The 14,882-nt window shown below is 75.0% G+C and carries 16 protein-coding genes; 6 read left to right on the top strand and 10 right to left on the bottom strand.

What is annotated here, in order from left to right; translation table 11 throughout:
- Positions 1 to 50 precede the first annotated feature (50 nt).
- The 3 genes from ACF09E_RS04335 to ACF09E_RS04325 all read right to left on the bottom strand — a co-directional run bounded on the left by ACF09E_RS04335 (position 51) and on the right by ACF09E_RS04325 (position 2,061).
- Positions 51 to 539: a hypothetical protein gene (locus ACF09E_RS04335; RefSeq protein ID WP_392203772.1), complete on the bottom strand. Its 489-nt coding sequence runs from the start codon at positions 537 to 539 to the stop codon at positions 51 to 53.
- A 176-nt stretch (positions 540 to 715) separates the two neighbouring features.
- Positions 716 to 1,252, bottom strand: coding sequence for a DinB family protein (locus tag ACF09E_RS04330; protein WP_392203771.1), 537 nt, complete (start codon positions 1,250 to 1,252; stop codon positions 716 to 718).
- Complete coding sequence (locus ACF09E_RS04325; RefSeq protein ID WP_392203770.1) at positions 1,240 to 2,061, bottom strand: TetR/AcrR family transcriptional regulator; 822 nt, start codon at positions 2,059 to 2,061, stop codon at positions 1,240 to 1,242. The genes ACF09E_RS04330 and ACF09E_RS04325 overlap by 13 nt, the downstream gene beginning before the upstream one ends.
- Before the next feature lie 102 nt (positions 2,062 to 2,163).
- Between ACF09E_RS04325 and ACF09E_RS04320 the strand changes: the two genes are divergently transcribed.
- Together ACF09E_RS04320 and ACF09E_RS04315 are read left to right on the top strand one after the other, a co-directional pair.
- Entirely contained in the window at positions 2,164 to 3,363 is a 1,200-nt protein-coding gene (locus tag ACF09E_RS04320; RefSeq protein WP_392203769.1) for an FAD-dependent monooxygenase, read from the top strand.
- Between the two features lie 56 nt (positions 3,364 to 3,419).
- Positions 3,420 to 4,325, top strand: a complete 906-nt coding sequence (locus ACF09E_RS04315) for a Gfo/Idh/MocA family protein (protein WP_392203768.1) — start codon at positions 3,420 to 3,422, stop codon at positions 4,323 to 4,325.
- Here the strand turns inward: ACF09E_RS04315 and lnt are convergent.
- From lnt to ACF09E_RS04290, 5 genes are all read right to left on the bottom strand, one after another.
- Positions 4,249 to 5,955: an apolipoprotein N-acyltransferase gene (gene lnt, locus ACF09E_RS04310; RefSeq protein ID WP_392203767.1), complete on the bottom strand. Its 1,707-nt coding sequence runs from the start codon at positions 5,953 to 5,955 to the stop codon at positions 4,249 to 4,251. The genes ACF09E_RS04315 and lnt overlap by 77 nt on opposite strands.
- Positions 5,956 to 6,111: 156 nt before the next feature.
- The gene (locus ACF09E_RS04305; protein WP_392203766.1) at positions 6,112 to 6,558 is read right to left on the bottom strand and encodes a nuclear transport factor 2 family protein; all 447 of its coding nucleotides are present in this window, start codon (positions 6,556 to 6,558) and stop codon (positions 6,112 to 6,114) included.
- 151 nt (positions 6,559 to 6,709) lie between these two features.
- The gene (locus ACF09E_RS04300; protein WP_388805282.1) at positions 6,710 to 7,582 is read right to left on the bottom strand and encodes an undecaprenyl-diphosphate phosphatase; all 873 of its coding nucleotides are present in this window, start codon (positions 7,580 to 7,582) and stop codon (positions 6,710 to 6,712) included.
- Between the two features lie 81 nt (positions 7,583 to 7,663).
- Entirely contained in the window at positions 7,664 to 8,134 is a 471-nt protein-coding gene (locus ACF09E_RS04295; RefSeq protein ID WP_392203765.1) for a winged helix-turn-helix transcriptional regulator, read from the bottom strand.
- A 99-nt stretch (positions 8,135 to 8,233) separates the two neighbouring features.
- Positions 8,234 to 8,989 carry a TVP38/TMEM64 family protein gene (locus tag ACF09E_RS04290; protein WP_392203764.1) on the bottom strand — a complete coding sequence of 252 codons (756 nt, stop codon included), beginning with the start codon at positions 8,987 to 8,989 and terminating at the stop codon, positions 8,234 to 8,236.
- A 164-nt stretch (positions 8,990 to 9,153) separates the two neighbouring features.
- On the opposite strand from ACF09E_RS04290, the gene ACF09E_RS04285 reads away from it, so the two are divergent.
- Together ACF09E_RS04285 and ACF09E_RS04280 are read left to right on the top strand one after the other, a co-directional pair.
- Entirely contained in the window at positions 9,154 to 9,864 is a 711-nt protein-coding gene (locus ACF09E_RS04285; protein ID WP_392203763.1) for a DNA alkylation repair protein, read from the top strand.
- Between the two features lie 34 nt (positions 9,865 to 9,898).
- On the top strand, positions 9,899 to 10,744 hold the full coding sequence (locus tag ACF09E_RS04280) for a spermidine synthase (protein ID WP_392203762.1): 846 nt from the start codon (positions 9,899 to 9,901) through the stop codon (positions 10,742 to 10,744).
- Here ACF09E_RS04280 and ACF09E_RS04275 read toward each other — a convergent pair.
- A complete protein-coding gene (locus tag ACF09E_RS04275) occupies positions 10,706 to 12,076 on the bottom strand; it encodes an MFS transporter (RefSeq protein WP_392203761.1) in 1,371 nt (456 codons plus the stop codon). The genes ACF09E_RS04280 and ACF09E_RS04275 overlap by 39 nt on opposite strands.
- A gap of 249 nt (positions 12,077 to 12,325) precedes the next feature.
- On the bottom strand, positions 12,326 to 13,447 hold the full coding sequence (locus ACF09E_RS04270) for a hypothetical protein (protein WP_392203760.1): 1,122 nt from the start codon (positions 13,445 to 13,447) through the stop codon (positions 12,326 to 12,328).
- Positions 13,448 to 13,567: 120 nt separating this feature from the next.
- Here ACF09E_RS04270 and ACF09E_RS04265 point away from each other — a divergent pair, with 120 nt between their 5' ends.
- A complete protein-coding gene (locus tag ACF09E_RS04265; RefSeq protein WP_148005362.1) occupies positions 13,568 to 14,005 on the top strand; it encodes a DUF4442 domain-containing protein in 438 nt (145 codons plus the stop codon).
- Positions 14,006 to 14,201: 196 nt separating this feature from the next.
- The gene (locus ACF09E_RS04260) at positions 14,202 to 14,855 is read left to right on the top strand and encodes a DedA family protein (RefSeq protein ID WP_361862996.1); all 654 of its coding nucleotides are present in this window, start codon (positions 14,202 to 14,204) and stop codon (positions 14,853 to 14,855) included.
- Positions 14,856 to 14,882 lie beyond the last annotated feature (27 nt).

The raw sequence follows: 14,882 nt of genomic DNA, 5'->3' as shown, positions 1-14,882 counted from the left end.
CCCGCCCGCCGGCGCCGCGCGCCCGGCGCCGGTGCGGCCCGCGCGGAGCCTCAGCGGCCGTACGTGCCGTGGCAGATGCGGGACGGAGCGCTGCCGGGCGCCCAGCCGCCGTACCGCTCGCCCAGCGCGCAGACGTCCGCCCCCGAGAGCGGCGGCCTCGCCGGCGGTCCGGCCGCCGCCGAGGGGAGTACGGGAAGGGGCTGCCGGGTGCCGGGCGCCGCACGCTCCGGCTCCCGCGGGGCGGGTCCGGGCCGGGTCGCCGACGGGCGGGGCGGGGGCGCCTCCTTCCGCCGCGCCTCGGGCGAGGGCGCCGGGCGTGGTGCGGCCGACGGCGGGGGAGCGGGTAACGCCGCTTCGAGGGCCTCCAGGGCCGGTCCCTGGAGGATTTGCGGGGCCGCGTCGCGACCCTGCCCCGAGGTCTCCGCGGCGGGCGCGGGGGCGGGTGGCGGCGGCGGGGCGGCGTCCACCGAGACGCAGCCCGCGAGGGCGGCCACGGCCGCCCCGACCAGGATCTTCACTGTGGTTCGGGTTCCATGCACCGCGCCACTCTGCTGTCCCGGTGGGGATCTTCGCGCCCCTACCGACGGGGAATGCCCCGCACGGGTGAGCCGGCGCGGGACCGGCCTTGACCTGCCGGCCGGGGCGCCGTGGCGCCGGGCGTGGTGCTCGCGCGTCAGAGGGATGCCGGGCGCGGTCGCTCCCCGGCAGAGGCCGCTCAGTCGCCGGTGGCCCCGTCGATCCGCTCCCGGATCAGGTCCGCGTGGCCGTTGTGGCGGGCGTACTCCTCGATCATGTGCAGATAGATCCAGCGCAGGTTGTAGCGCTTGCCCGAGTGGTGCCCGCCCTCGGCCACGTGGTCGAGGTCGTGGGCGGCGGCCAGGGTGCGCGCGTGCGCGATCTGCTCCTGCCAGGTCGCGAGGGCCTCCTCGAAGGTGTCCTCCTCGCCCGGGTGGAAGTCCCGGTCGGGGTCCTCCTCGGTCGAGTAGACCGAGCCCGCCTTCCCGGCGCCCAGGACGCGGCGGAACCAGCCGTTCTCGACCTCCGCCATGTGACGGACGAGGCCCAGGAGGCTGAGCTCCGACGGCGGGGCGGACGGGGTGCGCAGCTGGGCGTCGTCGAGCCCCTCGCACTTCTGCGCCAGGGTCGCGCGGTGGAAGTCGAGCCACTGCTCCAGGGCCTCGCGTTCGCCCGAGGTGGTGGACGGGTCGACGCGGGGGGAGGTCTCTGTGCGTTCGATGGTCATGCGCGGCATCGTCCCCCACGGCCATCGGCCGCGCCACCGCTTTCCGGCTGCCCGGGACCGGGCCCGGGGCTCAGCATCCCCCGCAGCAACTCCTCGAAACCGGTGCGCAGTTCCGCCCGGCTCGGTACGGAGGCGTGGAAGGAGCCGGCCGCGCAGGAGAACATCAGCCCCTCGCACCAGGCGATGAGCGAGAGCGCGTGACGCTCGGGATCCGTCGAGCCGGCCGCCGCCGTCATCGCGACCAGGGGGCCGTGGAAGACGGAGCCCGCGGTGTCGAAGAAGGCGCGCAGCTCGGGGCGGCGGGTGGCCTCCAGGGCCAGTTCGTAGCGGGAGACGAGCAGGGCGCGGTGGTCGGTGAGGTACCGGTGCAGGGCCAGCGAGAGCGCGTCCACGAGGGCGTCGGCATCGAAGGGCGTCCCCGCCCCCGGGCGGGCCGCCGCGGCCGCCGCGTGCGCCGTTCCGGTCCCCGCGTCCGGTCCGCCGGCCGTCCCGGTCCCCGCGTCCGGTCCGTCCGTCGGCCCCGGGCCCGCGGCGCCCGGCAGCTCCTCCGGTGTCAGGACCCGTGACTCCAGCTGCACCTGGCGCCGGACGGCCGTCTCCAGGAGGGCCTGACGGGTGCGCGCGTGATTGGAGGTCGAGCCCTGCGGCAGCCCCGCCCGCTCGTCCACGGCCCGGTGGGTCAGACCCCGCATGCCGCGCTCCACGAGGAGGTCGAGGGCGGCGTCGCCGATCCGGTCCGCGCGGGTGGCGGGGGCGTCGGCGGCCCCCTGGGAGCCCCGCGGGTCGAGGGGGGCGGCGGAGGGTGTCGCAGAGGTCATGGGGACAACCTACAGCGGCCCGCTTCCCGCCTCACTACACCTGTAGTACGGTCGGATCAGCGAGCGCACTACACCTGTAGTCACCTGATCCGGGGAGCAGCCATGGAACAGCACCGTGCCGTGATCGTCGGAGCCGGCATCGGCGGCCTCACCGCCGCCGTCGCCCTCCACCGCAACGGCTGGCAGGTCACCGTCCTGGAGCGGGCCCCCGACATCGCCCCCGTCGGCGCCGGCATCGGACTCGCCCCCAACGCCCAGCGCGCCCTCGACGTCATCGGCCTCGGCGACCGCGTCCGCGACCTCGCCGCCTGGCAGGGCGACGGCGGCATGCGCGCCCCCGGCGGCCGCTGGCTCGCCCGGACGAACGCCGCGGCGGCCGCCGCCCGCTTCGGCGGGCCGCTGGTCCTCCTCCACCGGGCCACCCTCGTCGACCTCCTCACCTCGGCCCTGCCCGACGGCACCGTCCGCACCGGCGCGGCAGCCGCCCTCATCGACCCCGGCGACGACCGGCGCCCCGCCCGGCTCGCCACCCCCGACGGCGAGATCGAGGCGCCGCTCGTGGTCGCCGCCGACGGCATCCGCTCCACCGTCCGGCACTCCCTCTTCCCCGCGCACCCCGGCCCGCGGTACGCCGGCTGCACCACCTGGCGCGTCGTCGTCCCGGCCCCCGAGCGGCCGTTCGCCCCGCACGAGACCTGGGGCGCCGGACGCCTGTGGGGGACCCAGCCGCTCAAGGACGGCCGGATCTACGCGTACGCGATGGCCGCCGCCCCGGCCGGCGGGCGGGCGCCCGACGACGAGAAGGCCGAACTCCTGCGTCTCTTCGGCGACTGGCACCACCCCGTCCCCGAGATCCTCGCCGCGGTCGATCCCGGCCAGGTCCTCCGCCACGACGTCCACCACCTGCCCGACCCGCTGCCGGCCTTCCACCGGGGCCGCGTCGCCCTCCTCGGCGACGCCGCGCACGCGATGATGCCGAGCCTCGGCCAGGGCGGGAACCAGGCGATCGAGGACGCCGTCGTCCTCGCCCACCACCTCGGCCCCGCCGACGCCGACGGCACCGGCTCCGCCCCGGACCGCGCCCTGGCCGCGTACACCGCCGACCGGCTTCCCCGTACCACCGCCATCGTGCGCAAGGCCGCCCGCACCGGGGCCGTCACCCTGCTCGCGGCCCGGCCCGCCGTCGCGCTCCGGTCCACGCTCGTCGGCGCGGTCTCCCGCTTCGGCCCCGGGCTCGTCCTGCGCGGGTTCGACGGGATCGCCGACTGGCGGCCGCCAGTGGCGCCCGGCCGGTCCGCGTAAGCTGACCGGCGCGAACGCCCCTCCCCGTGCCGGGGCGTGTGGACAAGGGAGAACCCGTGAAGGTCGGCTGCATCGGACTCGGCGACATCGCTCAGAAGGCCTACCTTCCGGTCCTCTCCACCCTCCCCGGGGTCGAGCTCCACCTCCAGACCCGCACCCCGACGACGCTCGAACGGGTCGCCGACACCCTCCACCTGCCCGCCGGGCAGCGCCACGGCGACCTCGACTCGCTGCTCGCCGCGGGACTCGACGCCGCCTTCGTCCACGCGCCGACCGCCTCGCACGCCGAGATCGTCGGCCGGCTCCTCGACGCCGGTGTCCCCACGTACGTCGACAAGCCCCTCGCCTACGAGTACGCCGCGTCCGAGGGCCTCGTGGACCTGGCCGAGAAGCGCTCGGTCGGCCTCGCCGTCGGCTTCAACCGCCGCCTCGCCCCCTCGTACGCCCAGTGCGTCGAGCACCCGCGCGAGCTGATCCTCCTGCAGAAGAACCGCGTCGGCCTCCCCGAGGACCCCCGCACCTTCGTCCTCGACGACTTCATCCACGTCGTCGACACCCTGCGGTTCCTGCTCCCCGGCGAGATCGAGCACGTCGACGTGCGCGCCCGCGTCCGCGAGGGGCTCATGCACCACGTCGTGCTCCAGCTCTCCGGCGACGGTTTCACCGCCATCGGCATGATGAACCGGTTGAACGGCTCCACGGAGGAGATCCTGGAGGTCTCCGGGCAGGACACCAAGCGCCAGGTCGTCAACCTCGCGGACGTCGTCGACCACAAGGGCCAGCCGACCCTGCGGCGGCGCGGCGACTGGGTGCCGGTCTCCCGCCAGCGCGGCATCGAGCAGGCCGTCCTGGCCTTCCTCGACGCCGTCCGCGACGGGCGGGTGCTCAGTGCCCGGGACGCCCTGCTGACCCACGAACTGTGCGAGCGCGTCGTGCGCGAGGCGCTGACCCAGGCCTCCTGAACGCGCCCGCGCCCTCGGCGGCGCACACCGCGCCCACCACGGCCAGCGCCCCGTACAGGGGCCAGTCGCCCCAGCGGACGTAGCCCGTCGTCGCGTCCGAGAGCGGAAGCTCGCGCACGGCGGCGGCACTGGCGTCCGTCCCGAGCACCGGACCGATCCTGCGCCCGTCCGGCCCGTACGCCGCGCTGACCCCGGTGAGCGTCGCGTGGGCGACCGGCCGGCCCGTCTCCGCGGCCCGCAGCGCCGCCAGGGAGGCGTGCTGGGCGGGCGCCCAGCTGTCCTGGAAGGTGCTCGTCGCCGACTGGACGACGAGCAGCCCGGCACCGTCCCGGACCAGACGGCGGCTCATGTCGGGGAAGGCGGACTCGAAGCAGACGAGCGGGCCGACCAGCGGCGGCGGGGTGCCGTCGCCTCCGGCCGGCGGGGGCAGGGTCATCACGACCGGCTCGGTGCCCCGCCGGCGGTCCTCGGTGGCGGCCTCGCCGAACGACGTCACCCAGCCCAGGACCCCGCGCGCCGGGATGTACTCGCCGAACGGCACGAGCCGCATCTTGTCGTAGCGCTGCCCCGTCGGCCCCGCCGGGCCGACCAGGACCGCGCTCTTGTAGATGCCCGGACGGTCGCTGCGGCGCGCGTCCACGTTGACCAGCAGCGGCGCGCCGACCTCCCGGGAGAGGGCGGTGAGCCGGGCGGCGAGATCGGGCCGTCCGGCCGGGTCGGCGCCGACCCCGCTCTCGCCCCACACCACCAGGTCGAGGCGCTGCCCGGCGAGCGAACGGGTGAGCTCCTCGGCGCGGTCGAACCGCCGCTCCGCTCCGTCGGCCCCGCCGAACACTCCCGGCTGTACGAGGGCCACCCGCACCGTCCCGGTCACGCGCGGAGCCCCCACCCCCCAGGCGGCCGTACCGGCCACGAGCGCGCAGCCCGCGATCCCCGCGACGCCGATGGCGCGGAGCCCCGGCGCGGCCACGAGCAGGGCCACGGCCGTGTCGGCGGCCACCACGAGCAGGGTCACCAGCCAGACCCCGCCCACCGAGGCGAGCCGCAGCGCCGCCGGCACCTGCCACTGGCTGGCCCCGAGCAGCCCCCAGGGACCTCCGAGCCCCTCCCAGGACCGCACCAGCTCGATCAGCAGCCAGCCCGACGGCACGGCGACCAGCGCGACGGCGGCCCGCAGCGCCGACGGCGTCCCCCCGAGGAGGGACCGCACGAGCCAGGCCCAGGGCAGCCACAGCAGGCCGAGAAACGCGGAGACCGGGAGGAGGAAGACGTGGAGGCTGGGCAGCAGCCAGTGGTGGACGGCGAGGACGAACCCGATTCCGCCGAGCCAGCCGTCCAGGGCGGCCCGGCGCGCTCCCGGAGCCGTCCGGATCAGCAGCAGCCAGGGGACGAGCGCCAGGTACGCCCACCACCAGAGGCCGGGGGCGGGGAAGGCGAGCGCGGGCAGCGCGCCGAAGCCGACCGCGAGCAGGGACCGGACGAGGGCGCGCCGACGGGCGGGGCGCCGCTCCGGGGCACCGGGCCGGTCCCGGTCGGCGCCGGGCTCGCGGCCGGGGTCCCGGTCCTCGCCGCCGTCCTCGGCCGGGCCGCGGTCCCGCGCCTGTCCCCGTCGTACGAACGGATTTCGCATGGCATGGCCTCCGCCCTTGCCTTCAGTGTCGGGCGTGACCCGGTTCGGCGCGGCCCGGGCGGTCCGTCGCGGTGACCCCGCGCCCGACGGCTCCCGGACCGGCGTCCGAGGGGCGGCGCCGGACGGACCGGCGCCCGGTGGTCCGGCCCGCGGCGGTCAGCCGTGCCGGCGCCACCGCTCCTCGACGACGACCGAGGTGAGGCGCCAGCCGTCGGCGGTCCGCACCGCCCCGAAGGCGTAGCGGCCCCCGCAGACGAAGTCCTCGCCGGAGGTGAAGCGCATCGGGTTGACGTAGTCGGCCCGGATCTCGGCGGTGTCCCCGCTCTCCGGATATCCGGCGGGCCCGCGGAGGAGGACGCGGCGGTTCACGATGAGGTGCTGGCGCACGGGGAAGAGCGTGAGGGTCTCGGCGAGCCAGTCGGCGACCTCGGTCGCCGGCCCCTCGATGCCGCCCGAGCCCCGGTAGTCGGCCCTGCCGTCCGGGGAGAACAGAGCACGGTAAGCGGTCCAGTCGGCGTCGTCCACGGCCGCCGCGTACCCGGTGACCAGGTCGTCGACGGCGAGTCGGTCCATCACGGTCGCGAGGTCCACGCGCTGCGTCATCGGATCAGTGTCGGGCAGGCGCGGCCAGGGGAGAAGGGGTGTGCGCGGGGGGGAGTCCCGGGGCCCGGCGCGCATGGCCGGAACGCACCGTGCCGGACCCCGCGAGCGGGGCCCGGCACGCCGGTGGTGCCGCCCGCGCGGGGCGGCCGGGTCACTGCCCCGACTCGCCCGCGTGCGGGCTCAGGACGTCCGTCCCGACCAGCACGAACAGCAGGATGCCGAGCAGGATCCGGTAGATCACGAAGGGCATGAAGCTCTTGGTGGTGATGAACTTCATGAACCACGCGATCACCGCGTAGCCGACGGCGAAGGCGATGATCGTGGCGAAGATCGTCGGGCCCCAGGAGACGTGCCCCTCGCCCGCGTCCTTGAGTTCGTAGGCGCCGGAGGCGAGCACCGCGGGGATCGCGAGGAGGAACGAGTACCGCGCGGCCGCCTCGCGGGTGTAGCCCATGAGCAGACCGCCGGAGATCGTCGCGCCGGAGCGGGAGACACCCGGGATCAGGGCCATCGCCTGGCAGAGGCCGAAGATCAGGCCGTCCTTGACGCCCAGTTCCTTGAGCGTCTTGCGCTCACGGACGACGCGGTGGCGGCCGCCGATCTCGTCGCGGGCCGCGAGCCGGTCCGCGATGCCGAGGACGACGCCCATGACGATCAGGGTGGTGGCGATCAGCCGCAGGTCGCGGAAGGGGCCCTCGATCTGGTCCTTGAGCGTGATGCCGAGGACGCCGATCGGGATCGAGCCGACGATCACCAGCCAGCCCATCTGGGCGTCGTGGTCGGAGCGCATCGACCGGTCGGTGAGGGAGCGGAACCAGGCCGAGACGATCCGGGCGATGTCCTTGCGGAAGTAGATCAGCACGGCGGTCTCCGTGCCGATCTGGGTGATGGCGGTGAAGGCCGCACCCGGGTCTTCCCAGCCCGCGAACGCCGCGGTGAGACGGAGGTGCGCGCTGGAGGAGATGGGAAGGAACTCCGTCAGCCCCTGGACGAGTCCGAGGATGAACGATTCGAACCAACTCATGGGGCTAAAGCCGTCCCGTTATGTACGTGTGCGGTCAGAAGGTCGTGCGCAGCGTACCGCCCCAAGATGACGGGACCGTGCTCAGGCCTCGCGGGGGGTCGTCGGGCCCGCGGCGGTCCAGCCGGGGGCTCGTACGTGGGCGGTGAGGCTGTCGCGGTCGGCCTCGTCCCCGCAGTGCGCGCAGACGATCCGGGGGGCGAGGACCTCGCCGCACCGGTGCTCCAGGACGACCGGGCGGTCATCGGCGTTGAGGTGGCGGTCGCCCCAGGCCATCAGGGTCATCAAGACCGGTCCGAGCTCCTCGCCGGACGCCGTGGCCCGGTACTCGAAGCGCTGGGGACGCTCGCTGTACTGCACCTTCTCCAGGACTCCGGCCTCGACGAGCCGCTTGAGGCGGATGGTGAGGATGTCGCGGGGCGCGCCGGTGTTGCGGGCGATCCGGTCGAAGCGGCGCACGCCGAGGGATACCTCGCGGAGCACCAGCAGCGAGTACTTCTCGCCGACGAGCGCCAGGGTGTCGGCGATCGAGCAGGGGCGGGGGGCGGCCTTCATGGATCAAGAGTAGGGCAGCGCCCGCCCGGTGAGTTCGGGAATCCAACTCACCGACCTCGATGGGTTCGGCCATCCAACTCAGCGGTCTGTGCGCCCTCGCTAGCGGGGGGCTCCCACCACCGCGGGCTCCGGCTCCGGCTCCGCGGCCACGGCCGGCGCCCGCAGGTGGTGCCGCTTGCGCCAGGCGACCACGGCCGCCGCCGCCATGGACAGCGCGATGAAGCCCGCCGACACGAGGAACGCCGGGGAACCGGGCTCACCCGCCTGCGCCCCCGCCACGACGTAGGCCGCGGTGTTGGGCACCGAGCCGAGCGCCGTCGCCACCAGGAACGGCACGTACCCCATGCGGGAGACGGCGGCGCAGTAGTTGGCCGCCGCGAACGGCACCCCCGGGAACAGCCGGATCGCCAGCATCGAGCGGAACCCGTGCCGGCTGAGCTGCCCGTCCGCCGCCGTCAGCCAGCGGCCCCGCAGCATCGGCCGCAGCGCGTCCTGCCCCAGGAAGCGCCCGAGGGTGAAGGAGATCCCGGCGCCGAGCACCGTCCCCGCGATCGCCGCGGTCAGCCCGAAAGCCGAGCCGAACAGCGCGCCCGCCGCCAGGTTGAGCACCGGCCGCGGGACGAACGCCGCCGTGCACACGCCGTACGCCAGACCGAAGAGCATCACCGCGCCCGTGCCCTCCGACTGCCGCGGCCAGCCCGAGGACAGCAGCCGCTGGGGTTCGTACAGCACGACGAGGGCCGCCGCGGTGAGCAGCAGCAGGGCGAGCAGCGAGAGCCGGGCGCGGGGCGCGAGCAGGGCCCGGGAGCAGCGGACGGCGAGGGAGCCCGGCGGCCGGGGCACGGGAGCGAGCATTCGGGGAGAGTAACGGACGCGTCCGTATGATCGCCGTAATGTGCGTCATGTCCGCCCGGGGGGACGGTTCTCCGCTTCCGCCGGAGCGGCGGCGCGCACTCGGCCGGCCCGTCACCCTCCGCGGTGCGGCCGGCTCCGGACGCACCCACCCCGGGAGGGCCCCCATGACCGAGACCGCGCCGGCGGACGTCCCCGACAGCGTCCTCGCCGACACCGTCCTCCAGCGGCTCACCACGGTCTACCCCGCCGCGGGAAACCCCTTCCGTGCCCAGGAGATGGTCGCCTACATGAAGGGCGTCGCGCCGTTCCTCGGGATCCGCACCCCGGAGCGCCGCGCCCTGTCGCGGACCGTCCTCGACGGCACACCCCGCCCCGACGAGCACGACTGCGCCGCCGTGGCCCTGCGCTGCTTCGCCCTGCCCGAGCGCGAGTACCACTACTTCGCCGTCGACTACCTGCGCCGCCACGTGAAGCGCTGCTCGTCGGACTTCCTGCCCCTCGCCCGCCGCCTGGTCACCACCGTCTCGTGGTGGGACACCGTCGACCACCTGGCCGCCCACGTCGTCGGCGGCCTCGTCGCCGCCGATCCGGCCCTCGGCGCGCGCATGGACGAGTGGATCGAGGACGAGGACCTGTGGGTGGCCCGGACGGCCATCCTCCACCAGCTGCGCTTCAAGGGGGCCACCGACGCGGACCGGCTCTTCGCGCACTGCCTGCGCCGCGCCGGCGACACCGACTTCTTCCTGCGCAAGGCCATCGGCTGGAGCCTGCGCGAGTACGGCAAGACGGCCCCGGCCGAGGTCCGCTCCTTCGTCGCCGCGCACACCGGCCGGCTCTCGCCCCTCTCGGTGCGCGAGGCCCTCAAGCACCTCTGACGGCCCGCCCGGACCGCCCCGGCACAATGAGGGCGTGACAGAGCAGATTCCCGTCGTCCGCGAGGTCGACCAGGGCACCGCGCGCCTCCTGCCCGACGTGGACCGGGAGCGGGCCTGGCTCCTGACGGTCGACGGCGCACCGCAGTCGTACGTCGACCTCGACGACCCGGCGTACCTGGAGTTCGAGTACGCGCGCCGGCTCGCCCACGTCGTCGACGGCGCCGCCGGGGACGGCGCGCCGCTGGACGTCCTGCACCTCGGCGGCGGCGCGCTCTCCCTGCCCCGCTACGTGGCCGCCACCCGGCCCGGCTCGCGCCAGGAGGTGGTCGAGGCCGACCGGGGACTGCTCGCGCTCGTCACCGCACACCTCCCGCTGCCCGAGGGGTCGGGGATCACCGTGCACGGCGCGGACGCCCGTACCTGGCTTGAGGCCGCGCCGGCCGACTCGGCGGACCTGGTCGTCGGCGACGTCTTCGGCGGCTCCCGCGTGCCCGCCCACCTCACCTCCGTGGAGTACGCGCGCGAGGTCCGGCGTGTGCTGCGGCCCGGCGGCCTCTACGCCGCCAACCTGGCCGACGGGGCGCCCTTCGCGTTCCTCCGGTCCCAGCTCGCCACGTTCGCCGCCGTCTTCCCCGAGCTCGCGCTGGTCGCGGAACCCGGTGTGCTGCGAGGCCGCCGGTTCGGGAACGCGGTCCTGGTGGCCTCCGGCCGCGAGATCGACACCGCCCGCCTCGCGCGCCGGGCGGCGGCGGACGCGTTCCCCGCGCGGGTGGAGCACGGGGACTCCCTGAGGCGGTTCACCGGCGCCGCGCGACCGGTCCCCGACGCCGGGGCCGTGCCCTCACCCGTCCCGCCGGACGGCGCCTTCGGCATCGGCTGACGGGGGCGCCGGCAGGAAGGCGGCCGTCGGAGGGTTCGCGGACGCCGAGCCGGCCGCCGCGGCGGCGGGCGCCGCCCCGGCCACCGGCTTCGCGTGCGGACGCCGGGTCATGTTCCGGACGTCCGGGACCAGCAGGACGAGCGCGGTGACCAGCACCATCAGCCCCGCCGCGCCCCACAGCGCCGTGCTCCGGCCGAAGGCGCCCTCGGCCGGTCCCGCGAGGGCGGTCGTCAGCGGCAGCAGGGCCGTCGAGCCGAACCAGTCGTACGCCGACACCCGGGAGAGCTTCTCCTCCGGGATCTCCTGGTGCATGGTCGTCATCCACGAGACGCCGAAGACCTCGATGGCCACGCCGCTGACGAACATCGCGGCCGTGAGCCCCACCGCGTCGAGGGGCACCGCGAGCGCCGCGGACGGCAGCGCGATCGGGAAGACGCAGAGCGTCCCGACGAACAGCATCCGGCGGGGCTTCCAGCGGGCCATCAGGACGGCTCCCGCGAGCGTTCCCACGCCGTAGGCGGCGAGCGCGACGCCCCAGGGGCGGGCGCCGCCCAGCTCGGCCTTGGCGACCAGCGGTCCGTACACCGCCTCGACCGCTCCGATGAGGCCCACCACCACGGAGAACTGGGCGACGATCGACCACAGCCAGGGCCGGCCGACGAACTCGTGCCAGCCCTCGCGGAGGTCGGCGAAGAGGCCGCCGCCCGGACCGCGGTCGGGGATGCCGCCGACGTCCAGGAACGCGCGGAGCCCGCCCGCGACCGCGAAGGCCACGGCGTCGACCAGCAGGACCCAGCCCGGTCCGACGAACGCGACGAGCGCGCCGCCGAGGGCCGCGCCGCCGATCGAGGCGCCGTGCATGGCCATGCGGTAGACGGCGAACGCCCGGCTCGCCTGCTCCCCGGTGACGCTGGCCATCAGCATGCCCTCGGCGGCCGGGTTGAAGAAGGCCTGGCCGGTGCCGCAGAGCGCGGTGAGCACCATCATCTGCCAGATCTGCGCCGTGCCCGTGAGCACGAGCGCGGCGAAGACGGCCTGGGAGACGCAGTTGAGGACGTTCGCCGCGACCATCACGCGGTGCCGGGGCACCCGGTCGGCGACCGCACCGCCGATCAGCAGGAAGAGGACGAGCGGCAGGAACCGCGCCATCGCCACGAGTCCCACGTCGCCCGCGTCGCCCCCGGACTCGAAGACCGCCCAGGTGGTGGCGATCAGCGCGCCGTGCGTGCCGAGGTTCGTCACGATCGTGGCGGCGGTCAGGAGGACGTAGTTGCGCCCGGCCCATTCGGGACGGCGGGAGGCCCGTCGGGGCGCGGTGGTGGGACTGTTCACCCCGGGACTATCCCTGTCGGGCCGCCCGGATGCCAACCCGATATCCGGACGGGGCGCTCTGGGGGCCGGACGCGGCCCGGCAGGGCGGCGGACCGGCCCGGGAGCGGCGCAGGCCGGCCCCGGCCGCGAGCGGACCCCGACGCGGAGCGGCCCCACGCGGACGGCCCCGACGCGGACCGCCCCCACGCGGACCGGCCCCGGCGCGTGGACGGGCCACGGGCCGGGGCCGGGGCGTCGGCCGCCGTCCGGTCAGGAGGCCGGCGCGAGCCGGACCGTCGACAGGATCTGCTTGATGGTGTCGTCCGGCAGCTCGTCCGCGACGCCGTCGGCCCCGTAGAGCACCCACGTCGCGAAGTCGCCCTTGGCGTTCTTGAAGGTGAAGGCGATCGACTTGCCGTCCGTCTCGCACTTGTTGCGCTTCTTGACGCCCGGGGCCGTCGCGGTCGCCATGTGGCCGGTGAGACCCGACTTCGTGGTGTACGGCACCGGCTTGGAGATCTTGATGGTGCTCTGCGGCATGTGCTGGGCGTAGCCGCCCCACACCCACGTGCCGGCCTCGCTGCGCGAGGCGTCCGAGGTGTTCTTGGCGCCCTGGCCGCCCTTGGTGCCGGCGGTGCTCAGCCCCCAGGTCTCCTTGGTGCCGTTCTTGTCGGTGTCGTAGGTGCACCACTCGCTCTTGAGGCGGGTCGGCGAGGACATGGTGACGAGCGGGCTGCCGTCGTTCTTCTTCTCGTCCTCGAAGAAGGTGATCATGCCGGGCTTGAGCACCTCCCACTCCGGCGGGACGTCGAAGAGGGTGCCGTACTTAGGGTTGTAGACGACCTTCCAGCCGGGGATCGTCGGCTGCTGGGCGGCGCCGTCCCGGGGGTTGTCGATCCCGGACGGGCTGTCGCTCGGGATCGTCGACGGGTCGGTCGTCGGGTCGGCGGGCGCGGACGACGCCGGCGGCTTCGGGTCGGCCGACGTCTTCTTGTCGTCGTCCTTGCCGAGGACGAGGAAGCCGGTGACACCGGCCGCGACGACGACGGCGGTCGCGGCGACGATCGCCACGAGCGTCGTCTTCTTCTTGCCGCCGCCGGGGCCGCCGGGCGGCACGGGGCCCGGCGCCGCGTACTGCTGCGCCACGGTGGGCTGCTGGTACGGGTTCGGCTGGCCGTAACCCTGCGGCTGGCCGTACCCCTGCTGGGGATAGCCGGGCTGGGTCGGCGGCTGCTGCGGGTAGCCGGGCTGCGTCGGCGGCTGCGGGTACCCGGGCTGGGCAGGCGGCTGCTGATACGGGTTCGGCTGCTGGTACCCCGACTGCTGGTAGGGGTTCTGACTCTGGTCCTGCGGGTTCTGCTCGCCCCCGGGCGGCTGCTGTCCTGGCCACATGGCCAGTAACCATAGAGGTGCGGAGCCTCCTCGACCACGCCCGCCCCCGCACAGCGTGCGCGTGAGGGATGGCCAAGGCTGCTACTGGTGGGTAACATCACGGGCATGAGCGCAGACCAGATGACCGTCGGCGAGATGCTCGCCGCCACGGTGCCCATGGCCGGAACCCTGAACCTGGAGTTCCTGGAGACCACCGCCGAGCGCGCCGTCGTGCGCCTGCCGGACCAGCCCGCCTACCACAACCACGTCGGCGGCCCGCACGCCGGAGCGATGTTCACGCTCGCCGAGTCCGCCAGCGGCGCCATCGTGCTCGCCGCGTTCGGCGACCAGCTGAGCCGCGCCGTCCCGCTCGCCGTCAGCGCCGAGATCGGCTACAAGAAGCTCGCGATGGGCGTCGTCACGGCCACCGCCACCCTGGGACGCCCCGCCGCCGAGGTCGTCGCCGAGCTCGACGCGGGCGAGCGCCCGGAGTTCCCCGTGCGCATCGAGATCACCCGCGCGGACGGCGCCGTGACCGGCGAGATGACCGTCGTGTGGACGCTCCGCCCGAACGCCTGACCGGCTGCGCCCGGGACCGCCCCCGCACCCCGCTCCCGGGGTGCGGGGGCGGTCCCGTTCCGGGCGGCCGGCGGGCCGGGCGCGCCGGCCCGACCCGGTAGGCTGCCCCGGCGTGCCCGCCGCCGGGCACGCCGGCGCCGCGGGCCCTCGACCAGGACCGGGCGCGGCAGGGCAGTCGAAACGGGAGGAAGCCGCGTTGCACGTCCAGGAGTGGCTGGAGACGATCCCCGCGGTCGCGGTCTACGTCCTCGTCGGAGTGGTGATCGGGCTGGAGAGCCTCGGCATCCCGCTGCCCGGCGAGATCGTGCTCGTGAGTTCGGCGCTGCTCGCCTCGCAGCACGGCGACATCAACCCGTACGTGCTCGGCGCGTGCGCCACCGCCGGCGCGATCATCGGCGACTCGATCGGCTACGCGATCGGCCGCAGGGGCGGCCGGCCACTGCTCGCCTGGCTGGGGAAGAAGTTCCCCAAGCACTTCAGCGAGGCCAACATCGGCCTCGCCGAGCGCTCCTTCCAGAAGTGGGGCATGTGGGCGGTCTTCTTCGGCCGGTTCATCGCCCTGCTCCGCATCTTCGCCGGGCCGCTCGCGGGCGTCCTGCACATGCCGTACTGGAAGTTCCTGATCGCCAACGTCTTCGGCGGCATCCTGTGGGCGGGCGGCACCACGGCCGTCATCTACTCGGTCGGCATCGTCGCCGAGGCCTGGCTCAAGCGCTTCTCGTGGCTCGGGCTCGTCCTCGCGGTGCTGATCGGCGTCGCCTCGATGCTGATCATCAAGAACCGCGCCAAGAAGGCGGCCGCGGAGCGGGCGGAGACCCCCGAGCCGGCGCCGGTCGCGGTCGCGGACTGAGGCCGGGGCAGCGCACACGCAAGAGGG

The sequence above is a fragment of the Streptomyces sp. NPDC014891 genome (assembly GCF_043081085.1).
GTDB lineage: Bacteria > Actinomycetota > Actinomycetes > Streptomycetales > Streptomycetaceae > Streptomyces.
Note: the sequence above shows the minus strand (reverse complement) of the source record. Positions and strands in the feature narration are given on the sequence as shown.